Genomic DNA, 15,210 nt, shown 5'->3' on the forward strand with positions numbered 1-15,210 from the left:
TCAGCCTTCCTGCTCGGACGCGGCGGCGGCCGCCAGCGCCTTCTTGTCGACCTTGCCGAGGGGGGTGAGGGGGAGTTCGGACACGTAACGCACCGCGTCGGGCAGCTTGTAGTCTGCGACCCCGCGGGCGTGCACGGCCTGCTTGAGCTCGGGAAGGGCTCTTCGCGCCCCGTCCGGTCCGTCCGGTACGAGATAGGCGCAGATCCGCTCGCCGAGGAACGGGTCGGGGACCCCGATCACCGCCGCCGCGGCGATGCCGTCGAGCGCCAGCAGATGGTCCTCCACCTCGCCGGCGGACACCTTGTCGCCGCCTCGGATGATCATTTCCTTGATCCGGCCCTCGATCACCAGGTCACCGTCCTCGGTGAGCCGGGCCAGGTCGCCGGTGCGGTAGAAGCCGTCGGCGGTGAAGGCGCGCCGGTTGTACTCCGGCACCCCGTAGTAGCCGCGCAGGGTGTACGGGCCGCGGGTGATCAGCTCGCCCACCGCACCCGGGGGCAGCTCGGCGCCGTCGCCGTCGACGATGCGCACCTCGTCCGCCTCGGAGATGGGTCGGCCCTGGGTGGTGAGCACCGACTCGGCCGGGTCACCGGGCCGGCTGAAGGTCAGCAGGCCCTCCGCCATGCCGAACACCTGCTGGAGCGAGCAGCCCAGGGTGGGGCCGATGCGCTCGGTGAACTCGCGGGTCATCCTGGCCCCGCCGACCTGCACCAGCCGCAGGCTGCCCAGGTCCTCCCCGCTCCACTCGGCGGCCTCCAGCCACAGCTGCACGATGGAGGGGACCATCGCGGTGACGGTGACCCGGTGCCGCTCCACCAGCGGGAAGCAGTCCAGCGGGTTGGGGGTGTCGGCGAGCACAGCGGTGCCGCCGGTCATCAGGGTGCCGATCACCCCGGGGCAGCCGTAGGCGAAGTTGAACTCGATCGGCAGCACCGCGAGATAGGTGTCGTCGGCGGTCAGTTCGCAGACCTCGGCGGCCCGGCCCGCCTGGTAGACGTAGTCGTCGTGGGTGCGCGGGATCAGTTTCGGCAGCGCCGTGGTGCCCCCGGAGAGCAGGAAGAACGCCACATCGGACGGGTCGGGTTCGGGCAGCGGCCGAGGGTCGGCCACCGCGCTCTCCAGCTCGGAGACGGCGGTGAAGCCCTCGCTCTTGTCCCCGAGCACGAACAGCGAGCGCAGGGTGGAGCTGCCGGCCAGCACCGTACGGGCGATCTCCCGGTGGTCGAAGCCGCGGTGGGTCTCCGGCAGGACGTAGCCGGTGGCACCGCTCAGCTCCACCAGATGGCCGATCTCGGTCTCGCGGTGCGCGGGCAGCGAGAAGACCAGTTTGGCGCCGATCCGCATCAGCGCGAAGGAGATCGCCACGAACTCCGGCACATTGGGCAGCTGCACCACGATCCGGTCGTCCGCCCGGACGCCGTGCTCCACGAAGCCCGCGGCCAACCGGTCGGCCCAGGCGTCGAGTTCGCGGTAGCTGATGCGCCGCTCGCCGTGGACCAGCGCGGTGGCCGAGCCGTACTCACGGGCGGCGGCGCGCAGCACCGTTCCCAGCGTGTCACCGCGCCAGATCCCCTGCTCGCGGTAGCGCCGGGCGGTCTCCGGCGGCCAGGGCGTGCATCCGGCAAGCATGGTCGGCCCCTCTCACGCGGCTTCGGGCGCGGACTCGGTGATGCGGACGACGGCGGCGCCGGCCTCCATGCCGGTGCTGGCGCCGATCAGCAGGACGTGGTCGCCGGGGCCCACCTCGCCGCCGCGCCACAGGTGCTCCAGGCCGAGGAAGAGGTCGGCGGCGCCGGTGTGCCCGATGGTGCTGACGTACTCCCAGACGTTCTTCTCCTCGGGGAGGTCCAGCGGCAGCAGGAACATCGCCTCCAGCGCCGGGCGGGCGAAGCCGACATGGCAGACCCGGCTGACCTGGTCCAGGGTGAGCCCGGCCTCCTTGAGGGTGCGCTCGGCGATCTCGGCGACCCGGTCGCCGAAGTTCTTGATCGGCGGGGCCTGGCCGGCCGCCCACTGCTCGCGGACCTTCTCGGCCCGCTCGGAGAAGTTCAGGCCCCGGCCCCGGGTGACGCCCGGCGGGAACAGCTCCTCGCCGGCCCGGTGCAGGATCTCCATCGAGGAGTCGGAGAGCGAACCGACCGCCAGCAGCTCGGCGAAGCCGGAGCGCCGGGAGAGGACCACGGCCGAACCGGCGTCGGCGAGCACGAACAGCCCGGAGGCCCGCCAGCGCTCCACGCCGGGCGTGGAGTAGTTGTCGCCGGTGGTGATGAGCGCCGCGTCATGGGTGGGGTTGGCGATCAGCCGGTTGGCGGCGGCCTCCACCGAGGCGAGCATGCCCAGGCAGCCCTGCTTGACCTCGATCGCGGGCACCGGGCGGTCCACGGTGTTCCGCAGCACGTAGTGCCCGGCCGACCAGCCGTCGGGGCCCTGGTGGTAGGTGTAGCTGTGCAGCAGGACGCCGATGTCGTCCGGCCCGTGCCCGGAGCCGGCCAGCGCGGTGCGGGCCGCCTCGATCGCCATGTCGGGGGCGGGCGTGGAGGCGCTGACGGCCGCCGAGCGCATACCGGAGGACTGCCGGGCCGCCTCGTCGTACAGCCCCTCCTCCACCGCGCGCCCGGCCGGGTACAGGGGCGGCAGCTGGCTGCCGATCCCGGCGAGATACAGGTTCTCGGTCCTCATCGCGCCGACTCCTTCGTGGTGGGTGGCCTTGGCCGCAAGCAGAGCAGCCGGGCCACCGGGCCCTCATGAGTAGGCGGTACTCAACCCCCGTCGTACGCACATGCGTTGACGGACCGGGCCGATGTGGTGGGTACGGGGTGCGCCCCGGGCGAGTTGAGTAGCGACTACTCGGGCGCGCCCGGGGCGCCGGTGCTGTGCTGTGCGCGTCACCGCCGCGCGCCGCAGCCCGCGGCCCTGGACACAGACGAGGGAGATCCGATGTCGGAGTCGCGTCCGGAACCGGGCGACTGGTCCCAACCCGCCGAACTCGCACGGCTCCAGGCCGCCGAGCTGCCCCGGGTGCTCGCCCAGGCGATGCGCTCGCCCTTCTACGCGGCCCGTTACGCAGGGCGCGCGAAGCCGGTGGAGGCGGCGGACTTCGCCGGGATCGAGCTGACCACCAAGCAGGACCTACGCGACCAGTACCCCTTCGGGATGCTCGCCGTGGAGCGGGAGAAGCTGGCCACCTACCACGAGTCCAGCGGCACCGCCGGCGATCCCACCGCCTCGTACTACACGGACCAGGACTGGACCGATCTGGCCGAGCGGTACGCCCGCAAGTGGGTCGGCATCCGCCCCTCGGACACCTTCCTGGTCCGCACCCCCTACGGCCTGGTCATCACCGCCCATCTCGCCCAGGCCGCCGGACGGCTGCGCGGAGCCACCATCGTGCCGGGCGACGCCCGTTCGCTGGCCACCCCGCTGCCCCGGATGGTGCGGGTGATGCGGGCTCTGGACGTCTCCCTCACCTGGTGCAACCCCACCGAGATCATGATGCTGGCGGCCGCCGCCAAGGCCGCCGGGCTGCGGCCCGAGAAGGACTTCCCCGCCCTGCGCGCCATGTTCACCGCGGCCGAGCCGCTGACCGAGGTGCGCCGGAAGCGGATCAGCGAGATCTGGGGCGGCATCCCGATCGTGGAGGAGTACGGCTCCACCGAGACCGGCACCATCGCCGGCCAGTGCCCCCAGGGCTCCCTGCACCTGTGGGCGGACCGCGCGGTCTTCGAGGTGTGGAACCCGCAGACCGGCGAACTCTCCCCCACCGGCCGCGGCCAGCTGGTGGTGACCCCGCTGTTCCGCGAGGCCATGCCCCTGCTGCGCTACAACCTCGCCGACGACGTCGAGGTGGCCACTGAGGGGTGCGGCTGCGACTGGGTGCTGCCCACCGTCCGGGTGCTGGGCCGGTCCGGCGCCGGCTACCCGGTCGGCTCCGGCACGGTCACCCAGCAGCGCCTGGAGGAGCTGGTGTTCAGCCTGCCCTTCGAGTACGAGGTGATGTTCTGGCGGGCGATGGCCCACCGGGACCTGCTGCGCGTCGAGTTCGAGGCGCCGGACGCGGTCCGCGAGCGGGCGGTCAAGGAACTGACCGCGCTGGTCGACCGGGAACTCGGCGTACCGCACCGGATCACCGGACTGCCGCTCGGCACCCTGGTGCCCACCTCGGCCCTCACCGCGCCGCGCGACATCCTCAAGGCCCGCTACCTCTTCGGCGAGGGCGAGGACTGGGACCGGGCGGTCATGTACGCATGACCGCCCCTGCCCTGTCGCGCCCCGCCCCCGGCCCCGGCCGGCTTCCCCTCGTCCCCCGTCGTTCCCCGTCGTCCGCAGTGGACGGCGCCCCGACCCGTGAGCGGTGACCCATGGTGAGTGACACGCCCCCTCTGCCGCCGTCCCCCGATGAACCGATCGCCGTTGTCGGCATCGGCTGCCGCTTCCCCGGCGGCATCGACTCCCCGCAGGCCTTCTGGCGGCTGCTGACCGACGAGGCCGGCACCTCCGGGCCGGTGCCCGAGGACCGCTGGGCCCCGCAGCGCGCGCTGTCCCGGGAGAACGCGGCGGTGCTGTCGCGGGTGATCTCCCACGGCTCCTTCCTGGACGACATCAGCGGTTTTGACGCCGCGTTCTTCGGGATGTCGGCCACCGAGGCCCGCCAGCTCGACCCGCAGCAGCGGATGGCGCTGGAGGTGGCCTGGGAGGCCCTGGAGCACGCCGGCATCCCCGCCACCGAGCTGGCCGGCACCGACACCGGTGTCTTCATCGGCGTGGGCACCGACGACTACGGCCGCCGGCTGCTGGAGGACCTGCCCGGCGTCGAGGCCTGGACCGGGATCGGCTCCTCGCTGTGCGGGGTGCCCAACCGGATCTCGTACGCCCTGGACCTGCGCGGCCCCAGCCTGGCCGTGGACACCGCCTGCTCCTCCTCGCTGGTCGCCCTGCACCAGGCCTGCGCGGCGCTGCGCGGCGGCGAGGTGCCGGTGGCGCTGGCGGGCGGGGTGATGCTGATGGCGGGCCCGGGCCTCACCACGGTGCTGGACATCGCCGGGGCCATCTCGCCGGACGGCCGCTCCAAGGCGTTCGACGAGGCCGCCGACGGCTACGGGCGCGGCGAGGGCTGCGGGGTCGTGGTGCTCAAGCGGCTCTCCGACGCGCGCCGCGACGGCGACCGGGTGCTCGCCCTGGTCCGCGGCAGCGCCGTGCACCAGGACGGCCGCACCGACGGCATCATGGCGCCCAGCCCGACCGCCCAGGCCCATCTGCTGCGCCGGGCCTACCTGGCCGCCGGGGTCGCGCCCGGCGAGGTGGACTACGTCGAGGCGCACGGCACCGGCACCAAGGTCGGCGACCCGATCGAGGCGGCCGCGCTGGCCGAGGTGGTGGGCGACCGGGCCGAGGGCCGCGGCCCGTGCCTGATCGGCTCGGTGAAGACCAACATCGGGCACTGCGAGTCCGCCGCGGGGGTGGCGGGGCTCATCAAGACGGTGCTGGCGATGGAGCACGGCGTCATCCCGCCCACCCTCTCGGTGGCCGGCCCCCGCAAGGACATCCCCTGGGCCACCTCCGGCCTGCGGCTGGTCGCCGAGCCGACCCCGTGGCCCGAGACCGGACGCCCCCGGCTGGCCGGGGTGGCCAGCTACGGCTACGGCGGCACCATCGCCCACGCGGTGCTGGAGCAGGCCCCGGCGGGGGACGGCTCCGAGGCGGGCGGACCCCTGGAGGTCGAGGTCCAGGCCGGCGAATCCGCGCGGGAGCGCGCCGTCGGCGCCGACTCCGAGAGCGCGCGGAAGCACGCCGCCGGGGCCCTGACCCTGTACCCCGTCTCCGCCGCCAACGGTCCCGGGCTGGCTGCCCAGGCCGGGCGGCTGGCCGGGGCCGTGGGCGCGCACCCGCTACGGGACGTGGGGCACACCCTCGCCCACCGCCGGGCGCACCTCGCCGAGCGGGCGGCCGTGGTCACCGGCGACCGGGAGGAGCTGGCCGCCGCGCTGGCGGCACTGGCCGACGGCGAGGCCCATCCGGCCCTGGTCACCGGGGACGCCTCCGGCCCGTCCCGCGCCCCGGTCTGGGTGTTCTCCGGGCACGGCGCCCAGTGGTCCGGCATGGGCCGCGAACTCCTCGCGGACGAGCCGGTGTTCGCCGCCGCCATCGACCGGCTCGGCCCCGTCTACGCCGAGGAGCTGGGCCTCACCCCGCGCGAGGTCCTCACCGGGGGCGACCTCGGCTCGGTCGACACCATCCAGTCGATGCTGTTCGCCCTGCAGATCGGGCTGGCCGAGGTCTGGCGCCACTACGGGGTGGTGCCCGGCGCCATCATCGGCCACTCGGTGGGCGAGATCGCCGCCGCCGTGGCGGCCGGGGTGCTGGGCGAGGTGGACGGCGCCCGGCTGGTCTGCCGCCGCTCCGCACTGCTGCGCAAGGTCGCCGGGATGGGCGCCATGATCATGGTGGACCGGCCGTTCGACGAGGTGGCCGCCGCCATCGGCACCACCGACACCCTCTGCGCCGCCATCGCCGCCGCCCCCTCCTCCACCGTGGTCGCCGGGGACATCCCGGCCGTGGACCAGGCCGCCGAGCGGTGGGCGGAACAGGGCTGGACGGTACGGCGGGTGGACTCCGACGTCGCCTTCCACAGCGCCCATATGACGGAGATCAGCGCCGACCTGGCGCTGGCCGTCGCCGACCTGGAGCCGCGCCCCGCCCGCGTACCGCTCTATCTCACCGCCGTCCGGGACCCGCGCTCCGGCCGCCGCCAGGACGCCTCCTACTGGGCGGCGAACCTGCGCGAGCCGGTGCGGTTCGCCGACGCCGTACGGGCCGCCGCCGAGGACGGGCACCGCACCTTCCTGGAGGTCTCCGCGCACCCGGTGGTCAGCCACTCGGTCACCGAGACCACCGCCGGGACCCCGGGCGTGCTGGTCGTCCCGACCCTGCGCCGCAACAAGCCGGAGCGCGCCACCCTGCTCGCCTCGCTGGCCCGGCTGCACTGCGCGGGCGTACCGGTCGACTGGCCGGTGCTCCAGCCGGCCGGGCACCGCGCCGAGCTGCCCACCAGGGCCTGGCAGCACGAGCGGCACTGGGTGGACGCCCGGGGGCTCACCGAGTCGCCCGTGGACACCCTGCTCGGCACCGAGACGGCGGTGCACGGGGCCCGGCTGCGGATCTGGCGGACCACGCTCGATTTGCGGACCCGGCCCTACCCGCGCCGCCACCCGGTCCAGGGCACCGAGATCATCCCGGCCGCCGTGCTGGTGAACACCTTCCTCGCCGCCGGCCGCACCGAGGTGCTGACCGATCTGCGGCTGCGGCAGCCGGTGGTGGTGCCCGGGGAGGAGACCCGGGAGATACAGATCGTCCGGGACGACGCCGGACTGCGGCTGGTCACCCGCCGACTGGGCGCCCCGGACACCGCCTGGTCCACCCACACTCTGGCGGCCATCGGCGGCGAGGGGGAGACCGAGCCGATCGGCGCGGTGAGCGCCCCGGAGCCGGTGGACCCGGACCATGTGGTCGACCGGCTGGCCGAACTCGGCGTCGCCGACATGGGATACCCCTGGCGGATCGACGAACTGCACCGTGGCGAGGGCGTGCTGACCGCCGTGGTCAGCGCCGGGCTGGACCGCAGCTGGGCGGCGGTGCTGGACGCCGCCCTCTCGATGGCCTCGGTGATCTTCACCGGCCCCGCGGTGCTGCGGATGCCCGCGCATATCGACCGGGTCAGCCGCTCCGGCCCGGCGCCGCGCACCGCCGCGATCACCGTCACACTCGACCCCGACCGCCCCACCACCGTCCATGTGGACGTACGCGGACTGCCGGAGACGGCGGGGGGTGGGGCCGCGTCGCTGTGCTCGCTGCGCGGACTGCGGTACGGGGAACTCGACGGCAACCTCTCCGGTGAGGAGCGGAGCACCAGCGGGCGCTTCGATGTGGAGTGGCAGCCGTTCCCGGTGAGCGGCGGGTCGCACACCGCCCTGCCCGGCCGGACCGTGCTGGTGCTCGGCCCCGATCCGCTCGCCCGCTCCCTGGTCCCCGCCTGCGCGGGGCAGGGCGCCACGGTGAGCGTGGACGCCACCGGACTCGCCGGTGCCGACCACGTGCTCTACGCGCCGGGAGACGCCGAACCGGCCGCCGCAGCAAGCGAGTTCACCCGACTGGTCGGTGAGATCGCGGCGCTGCCCGGCCGCAAGCCCCGGCTGTGGTGCCTGACCTCCGGGGTGCGCGCGGCGGCCTCGGCCGGCGACCTCGGCGGCTCACCGCTCTGGGGCATGGGCCGGGTGGCGGCGAGCGAGCACCCGGAGTTCTGGGGCGGGGTGGTGGACGTACCGGCCGGCCCCCTGGACCAGGAGTCCGCCACGCTGCTGCTGGACCTGCTCCCGCTGCGGCCCCCGGAGCCGGTGCTGTCGGTGGCCGGCGGCGCGGTCCACGTACCCCGGCTGGTGCCCGCCGCACCGGCGCCGGACGGCGAACCGTTCGCCTGCCGGGCCGACGGCACCTACCTCGTCACCGGCGGCCTCGGCGTGCTGGGCCTGGAGCTGGCCGAGCACCTGGCCCAGCGGGGCGCCCGCCGGATCGTGCTGCTGGGCCGCACCCCGCTGCCGCCGCGCGCCGAGTGGTCCGACGAGGACCGCCGGACCGCCGCGGTACGGCGGCTGGAGGCGGCGGGCGTCACGGTGGCCACCCTCGCGGTGGACATCACCGATCGGGAGGCGGTGCGCACGGCCCTGGCCGGGCTCCGACTGCCGCCGGTACGGGGTGTGGTGCACGCGGCGGGCACCGTACACAGCGCGCTGCTGCACCAGTTGGAGGCCGAGGCGCTGCGCGAGGTGATGCGGCCCAAGGTGGACGGCGCCCGGGTGCTGCACGAGCTGTTCCCGCCCGGCTCCACCGACTTCTTCGTGCTGTTCTCCTCGGCCGGCCCGCTCCTGGGGCTGCCCGGTCAGGGGGCCTACGCCGCGGCCAACGCCTATCTGGACGCGCTCGCCGCGCACCGGCGGGCCCTGGGCGGCCGGGAGTCGGTGTCCATCGCCTGGACGAGCTGGCGCGGGATGGGCATGGCCACGGCGGCGGAGGCGACCGACGTCGAACTCGCCGCCCGCGGCACCGCCGACATCGCCCCGGACCGGGCGCTGCGCGCCTTCGACCAGATCGCCGCGGGCGCCGCGGGTCCGCTGGTCGCGGTGCTCGGGCTGCTCCGCGGCCACCGGGGCCCGCGCCCCGCCCTGCTGGCGGAGCTGGCCCGGGACGAGACGGCCCCACCGACCGAAGTCCCGGACTGGGTCGGCCTGTCGGGCGACGAGCTGGCGGCGTATCTGCTGGATGACGTACGCCGTCGGGTGGCCTCGGTGCTCGGGCTGCGGCCCGACGCCATCGGGGTGCACCGACCGCTGACCGAGGCGGGCGTGGACTCGCTGCTGGCGGCGGCGGTACGGGTGGCCCTGGAGCGCGACCTGGGGGTGGCGCTGCCGGCCACCCTGCTGTGGAACTACCCGTCGGTGAGCGAGATCGCGGGCTTCCTGGCGGGTGTGCTGGCGACCCGCGCCCCCGACGAGGCCCCCGCCGGAACGTAACCCGCCTCAACCCCGTACCCCCACAGGGACATCCGCACCCAGCCGCGCCCCGGGCCTCCCGCCCGGGGCGCGGCCCCGTTCTGCCCCGGGCCCGTACCTCCCCCGTATCCCTGCGGTCCGGCCTCAGTCGCGGTTCAGCAGCGCCTCCGCGCCGTCCAGCGAGCGCTCCACGGTGAGCCGGAAGAAGGCGAGGTCCTGGTCGGCCGGGTCCTCGCTGCTGGCCAGCGCCCGCGCGCCCGCCGCCGCCAGGCCCGGCCGCTCGGGGTCCTCGGCGAAGGCGGCCATGGTGCGGCCCATCTCGGCGCGGGCCTGGGGGAAGTAGCTGCCCCGGTCGTCCTCCACCGCCACCAGCATGAAGGCGCTGTTCAGCAGGTACCGGTAGATGTCGGTGGCGCGGTCCCCGAAGCCCGCCGCCTGGAGGACCCGGATGCCCGCGTCGATCGTCGGCAGCGCGGACCGCACCGTGGGGCCCACCACCACCAGGCGGCGCGCCACCCCCGGGTACTCCTTCAGGATGGCGCGGCCCTCGAAGGTCAGCCGGCTGAACCACTCACGCCAGCCGACATCGGTGCCGGGCACGGGTATCCGGCCGACGATCCGGTCCGTCACCGCCATCACCACCGCCTCCCGGTCCCCCACATGGTGGGCCACCACGCCCGGCCAGACATCCAGCCGGGTGGCGATCTGCCGGATCGACCAGCCGTCCAGGCCGCGCTCGGCGGTCAGTTCGACGGCCGCTTCGACGATCTTCTCGGCGGTGATCGGCGGCAGGCCCGCGGAGGCGCGTGACCGGCGGCGGGGAGCCGATTCGGGCGCGCGCGATACGGATTCGGGCATGGCTGTCACCTCACGCTGGGGGGCTACCGGGGGTACGGCACCCGGTGCGACTTGACGCCCGGCGTCCCGCAGGGCATAGAGTCAGCCTAACCTATTAGCCACTGTCTAAGACCGGCTCGTATCGGCCGCGCACCCCCATGCGCCGCGCCGCCCGTCGCGAACCGGACAGCGCGCCCCGCTCCGTCGGACCGACCGCCTCCCCCACCGTTCGGTCCCGCCTCCCGCACCTCCTGTCCCTCAGAAGACACCTCCTTTCCCTCACGTCACCTCCTTTCCTGATCCTTTCCTGAGAAAGGCACCGCGCCATGCGCAAATGGATGCCGTTGCTGGCGGTCTGCCTGGGCACCTTCATGCTGCTGATCGATGTGACGATCGTCAGCGTCGCCCTGCCCCAGATGACGGACTCGCTCGACGCCTCGTTCTCCGCCCTCCAGTGGGTGGTGGACATCTACGTCCTGGTGCTCGCCGCCCTGCTGATGTCGATCGGCTCGCTGTCCGACCTGGTCGGCGCCCGCCGGGTCTACCTCATCGGCCTGGCCGTCTTCGCCGCCGCCTCGCTGGCCTGCGGACTGGCCGACGGCAGTGCGCTGCTGATCGCCGCCCGGGGCGTCCAGGGTCTGGGCGCCGCGGCCATGTTCGCCACCAACGCCGCACTGCTGGCCGGGAATTACCAGGGCAAGGACCGCGGTATCGCCTTCGGCCTGTGGGGCGCGGTCAACGGCGCGGCGGCCGCCGCCGGGCCGATCCTGGGCGGTCTGCTCACCGAACACGCCAGCTGGCGCTGGATCTTCTTCGTCAACCTGCCGGTCGCGGCCATCGCGCTCTTCGTCGGCCACCGGCACCTGAAGGGCGCGCCCTCGGGTGTCGCCCGCCGGATCGACCTGCCGGGCACCATCGGCTTCACCCTCGCCGCGACCCTGCTCATCTTCGCCCTGATCCACGCCGGTGAGGACGGCTGGGGCTCGTCCACCACGCTCGCTCTGTTCGCCGGGAGCGCGGTCGCGCTGATCGCCTTCCTGCTGGTCGAGCGCGGCAAGCGGGACCCGATGCTGGACCTGGGGCTGCTGGGCTCGCCCTCGTTCGGCGGGCTGATGGCCGGTGCGGTGGTGTTCAGCGCCGCCGCCTTCGCCAACCTGGTGTTCGTCTCCGTCTGGGCGCAGTCGCTGCTGGGCCTCAGCCCGGTGGAGGCCGGTCTGATCCTGATGCCGCTGAGCGGGATGTCCTTCGTGGCGGCCGGGCTCGCGGGCCGGTTCCTCTCCTCGGTGGCCCCGCAGTGGCCGATCGGCATCGGTCTGCTGCTGATCGGCGCCGGCACCCTGCTGGAGATGCGGCTGACCGCGACATCCGGCTGGACGGCGCTGCTCCCCGGCATGCTGCTGAGCGGTGTGGGCGTCGGCATCGCCTCGCCGATCCTCGCCTCGGCCGCCCTGGCCGCGGCCCCGGCCAGCCGGGCGGGCATGGCCTCCGGCGCGGCCAACACCTTCCGGCAGCTCGGCTTCGCCGTCGGCATCCCGGTGGTGGGCGCCATCCTGTCCGGGGTGATCGGGCGGAAGGCGGCCGACAGCGGGGTGTTCCCCGACTCCGACGCGGTGGCCGAGCTGGCCACCGGCGGCCAGTCGGCCCGCCTGATCGCCGAACTCCCCGCCGGGGCACGGGAGACGGGCGAGCGGGTGATCGAGCAGGCCTACGCCGCCGGGCTCGACCGGGCCTTCCTGGTGAGCGGCCTCGCGGCGGTGCTGGCCGGGGTGCTGGTGCTGGTGCTGGTGCGCAGGTCGCCCGAGCAGCCGGACACCGCGGAGCCCGGGCCGGGCACACAGGCGCGGCCCGCCGCGGAAAGCCCGGCAGCCGCCGTATGACCCCCGCCCCGGGCCGACGGCACCGGGGAATCCATCGGGCCACCGGGCACCGGGAATCGATCGGGTCACCGGGCACCGGAGAGTTGATCGGACCGCCGGAACCGGGGAGTTGATGGGAATCGCGCCGCCGGTGCATTGATCGGGAATGTGCGGTCCGGGCCACCGGACCGCACGATCTCCGTATGGCCGACGACCCTTTCCCATAATCTCTGCGCAAGGGAACGACCAGGAGCCGAGCGGAAAGAAACCGGCGGGTTTTCTTTTTTCTTCGCCGACCCGCTCAGGACGGGGGATTAGTTGAGAACTATACGAGGTTCTGAACTGCGCACCGCGCGCACCAGGGCGAGACTGACCCAGGAAGAGGTGGCGCGAAGGGCTTCCGTGAGTGTGCGTACCATCCGCCATATCGAGCACGGCCAGGTGAAGACGCCCCGGCGCGAGACGCTGACGCGGATCGCCGAAGTCGTCGGCTGGCGGCCCGCGGATCCACCGGACGAGCCGGGCTCCGCGCCGGATACCGGGCCGGCCGCCCAGGAGATCCGGGTACTGGGGCCGCTCGCGGTGCTCTCGGCCGACCGGCCCGTACCGCTGCCGAGCAAGCAGCGCGCCCTGCTCGGGCTGCTCGCCGTCCAGCCGGACCGGACGGTCAGCCACGAGGAGATCGCGGACGTGCTGTGGAACGGCGAGGCCCCGTCCTCCTATCCGCAGCTGGTGCACACCCATGTGGCCCGGCTGCGCCGGATCGTGGAGCCCTCCGCCGGGGCGGCCACCGCCACCGCCCGGCGGATCAGCACCGTACGCGGCGGCTATGTCTTCAACAGTACGGACGTACGGCTGGACCTGTGCCGGTTCGAGGACCGGGTGGCCCTGGCCCGCCGGACCGTGACCCATGAACCGCTGGTGGCGCTCGACCTCTACGGGCAGGCCCTGCACTGCTGGCAGGGCCGGCTGCTGCACGACCTGCCCCAGCTCTGGCACCACCCCTCGGTGGTACGGGTGGCCCAGCGCCATATCGACGTGGCCATCGAGTCCGCCGACCTGGCCCTGCGGCTGGACCGGCCCGGCTTCGCCGTGGAGCATCTGCGTACCGCCTCGTACGAGGAACCGCTGCATGAACCCCTCCAGGCCCGCATCATGCTGGCGCTCGCGGGCTCCGGCCGCCGGGCGGCGGCCCTCCAGCTCTTCGCCGAGCTGCGCACCCGGTTGAAGGAGGAGCTGGACGTCGAGCCGGGCGACGACATCCGGCGGGCGCGGGAGACCGTCCTGCGGGGCGGCGGCGCCCCGGAGCAGCGGGTTCTCTCCGCCATCCCCGCACCTCGGTCGCCGAGGTCGCGGACGTCCGGCCCGCTGCCCCGCGCGGGCGCCCCCGGCCCGGTCCACCCGGCGGCCGCCCCGGCGGGCCGCTCGCCCAGCATCGGGGCGCCCGCCCAGCTTCCCCTGGTACCCGCCCCCTTCACCGGCCGGGCCCGCCAACTGGCCTCCCTGGACCGTGCATTGCTCCAGCGGCACGGCGGCCACGGCTCCCCGGGGATCGCGGTGGTGCACGGCCCGGCGGACATCGGCAAGAGCGCCCTGGTGGTGCGCTGGGCCCACCACCGGCTCGCCGAGTTCCCCGACGGGCAGCTCTACGCCAGCCTCCAGGGCAGCGTCGACCCCGAGCAGCGGACCGTGACCCCGTGCACGGTGGTCACCGGCTTCATCCGCTCCCTGGGCGTACGCGACGACTGGATACCCGACACCCCGCACGAGGTGACCGCCCTCTTCCGCAGCCTGCTGGCCGGGCGCCGCTTCCTGGTGGTGCTGGACGACGTGGAGAACGCCTCCGAGGTCCGCTGCCTGCTGCCGGGCACCCCCGGCAACGCGGTGGTCGCCACCAGCCGGACCCCGCTGGCCGACCTGGAGACCCGCGAGGGCGCGCTCTCGCTGGGCCTGGGCGCGCTCACCGCCGAGGAGGCGCAGGAGCTGATCGTGACGCACCTGGGCACCGAGCGCACGGCCGCCGAACCGGGCGCGGCCGAGGAGCTGGCGGCCGTCTGCGGCCGTCTGCCGCTGCCGTTGCGCCGGGCCGTCACCGAGCTCGCCGCCACCCCGTCCGGCTCCCTCGCCGGGCTCGCCGCCGACCTCGCCCGCACCACCCCGCCCCGGCCTCCGGCCTGACGGCCCGCCGCGACCGGCTGACATGGCCGCGCTGACACGACTGCCTGACACGGCCGCTGACAGCCTTACGGCAGGCTGACAGCGCCTGCCATCCCTCCCCCTCAGCGCTTATCAGCCCAGCTCAGCGTGGCCGTTACCGGTCACGCCGCTGACATTCCGCTCGGAAAGGGCATCGGCCCGCCTTGGCGCGGGCCGGGTCCGGTTGCTCCGCGACGGGTGCCGTCCTAGGGTCACGGATCTCGGGACGGCCCGGGGCGCGCTACCGCCCCGACTCCCCCGCTCACCACCCTTCGGCGCCTCGGACGAGAGGCGTGCCCCGGGGAATTCCCTGATGTTTCCCGGACGCGGGCAGCAGACATTTCGAGAGGACGGGAAATGGCGAAGAACATATCGGCCGAGGAAGCCCAGAAGTGGCTGATCGAGGAGATCGCCCAGCGGCTCAGCGTGGCACCGGCCGACGTTCCGCCCGACCAGTACTTCGACGAGCTCGACCTGGACAGCACCCAGGCGCTCATCATCGCCGGTGAGATGGAGACCTGGCTCGGCTTCGAGCTCGGCACCACGGCGCTCTGGTACCACCCCACCATCGAGGCGCTCGCCGCGCACATCGCCGAGGAGAGCCAGAAGCACACCGCCGCGGCCTAGCCGCCGTGGGCCTGGCCGCCCCGGCCCCCGGGCCGCGCGGGCCATCGCCCGCGCCGACTTCAGCGCCCGGTGGTCGTACGGGACCGGTGACGGTACGGGACCGGTGACGGTACGGGACCGGTGGCCACGGCTCCGGTGACCGCGCTCCCGGGCTC

Annotated in this window: 8 protein-coding genes; 5 read left to right on the forward strand and 3 right to left on the reverse strand. The window is 74.2% G+C overall.

Annotated features, from left to right (window positions below):
- Both ABZ945_RS04565 and ABZ945_RS04570 read right to left on the reverse strand, forming a co-directional pair.
- Window positions 1-1,629 (reverse strand): AMP-binding protein, encoded by a 1,629-nt coding sequence (locus ABZ945_RS04565; protein WP_361263722.1) that lies wholly within the window; start codon window positions 1,627-1,629, stop codon window positions 1-3.
- Window positions 1,630-1,641: 12 nt separating this feature from the next.
- Window positions 1,642-2,679, reverse strand: a complete 1,038-nt coding sequence (locus tag ABZ945_RS04570; RefSeq protein WP_361263725.1) for a ketoacyl-ACP synthase III family protein — start codon at window positions 2,677-2,679, stop codon at window positions 1,642-1,644.
- Window positions 2,680-2,937: 258 nt separating this feature from the next.
- On the opposite strand from ABZ945_RS04570, the gene ABZ945_RS04575 reads away from it, so the two are divergent.
- The gene (locus ABZ945_RS04575) at window positions 2,938-4,248 is read left to right on the forward strand and encodes an AMP-binding protein (RefSeq protein WP_361263728.1); all 1,311 of its coding nucleotides are present in this window, start codon (window positions 2,938-2,940) and stop codon (window positions 4,246-4,248) included.
- 110 nt (window positions 4,249-4,358) lie between these two features.
- Window positions 4,359-9,560 carry an SDR family NAD(P)-dependent oxidoreductase gene (locus ABZ945_RS04580; RefSeq protein ID WP_361263731.1) on the forward strand — a complete coding sequence of 1,734 codons (5,202 nt, stop codon included), beginning with the start codon at window positions 4,359-4,361 and terminating at the stop codon, window positions 9,558-9,560.
- 123 nt (window positions 9,561-9,683) lie between these two features.
- On the opposite strand, the gene ABZ945_RS04585 is transcribed toward ABZ945_RS04580, so the two are convergent.
- Complete coding sequence (locus ABZ945_RS04585) at window positions 9,684-10,397, reverse strand: TetR/AcrR family transcriptional regulator (protein ID WP_361263734.1); 714 nt, start codon at window positions 10,395-10,397, stop codon at window positions 9,684-9,686.
- 305 nt (window positions 10,398-10,702) lie between these two features.
- Between ABZ945_RS04585 and ABZ945_RS04590 the strand changes: the two genes are divergently transcribed.
- The 3 genes from ABZ945_RS04590 to ABZ945_RS04600 all read left to right on the forward strand — a co-directional run bounded on the left by ABZ945_RS04590 (window position 10,703) and on the right by ABZ945_RS04600 (window position 15,055).
- A complete protein-coding gene (locus ABZ945_RS04590) occupies window positions 10,703-12,253 on the forward strand; it encodes an MFS transporter (RefSeq protein ID WP_361263737.1) in 1,551 nt (516 codons plus the stop codon).
- A 297-nt stretch (window positions 12,254-12,550) separates the two neighbouring features.
- The gene (locus ABZ945_RS04595; RefSeq protein ID WP_361263740.1) at window positions 12,551-14,410 is read left to right on the forward strand and encodes a BTAD domain-containing putative transcriptional regulator; all 1,860 of its coding nucleotides are present in this window, start codon (window positions 12,551-12,553) and stop codon (window positions 14,408-14,410) included.
- A gap of 375 nt (window positions 14,411-14,785) precedes the next feature.
- Window positions 14,786-15,055 (forward strand): acyl carrier protein, encoded by a 270-nt coding sequence (locus ABZ945_RS04600; protein WP_361263743.1) that lies wholly within the window; start codon window positions 14,786-14,788, stop codon window positions 15,053-15,055.
- Window positions 15,056-15,210: the final 155 nt, after the last annotated feature.

It is taken from the genome of Streptomyces sp. NPDC046887 (genome assembly GCF_040644755.1).
GTDB lineage: Bacteria > Actinomycetota > Actinomycetes > Streptomycetales > Streptomycetaceae > Streptomyces > Streptomyces lichenis.

Bases quoted from the DNA above. Each gene is read 5' to 3' on its own strand.
- ABZ945_RS04565 (WP_361263722.1), bottom strand. From the start codon at position 1,629: ATGCTTGCCGGATGCACGCCCTGGCCGCCGGAGACCGCCCGGCGCTAC.
- ABZ945_RS04570 (WP_361263725.1), bottom strand. From the start codon at position 2,679: ATGAGGACCGAGAACCTGTATCTCGCCGGGATCGGCAGCCAGCTGCCG.
- ABZ945_RS04575 (WP_361263728.1), top strand. From the start codon at position 2,938: ATGTCGGAGTCGCGTCCGGAACCGGGCGACTGGTCCCAACCCGCCGAA.
- ABZ945_RS04580 (WP_361263731.1), top strand. From the start codon at position 4,359: ATGGTGAGTGACACGCCCCCTCTGCCGCCGTCCCCCGATGAACCGATC.
- ABZ945_RS04585 (WP_361263734.1), bottom strand. From the start codon at position 10,397: ATGCCCGAATCCGTATCGCGCGCGCCCGAATCGGCTCCCCGCCGCCGG.
- ABZ945_RS04590 (WP_361263737.1), top strand. From the start codon at position 10,703: ATGCGCAAATGGATGCCGTTGCTGGCGGTCTGCCTGGGCACCTTCATG.
- ABZ945_RS04600 (WP_361263743.1), top strand. From the start codon at position 14,786: ATGGCGAAGAACATATCGGCCGAGGAAGCCCAGAAGTGGCTGATCGAG.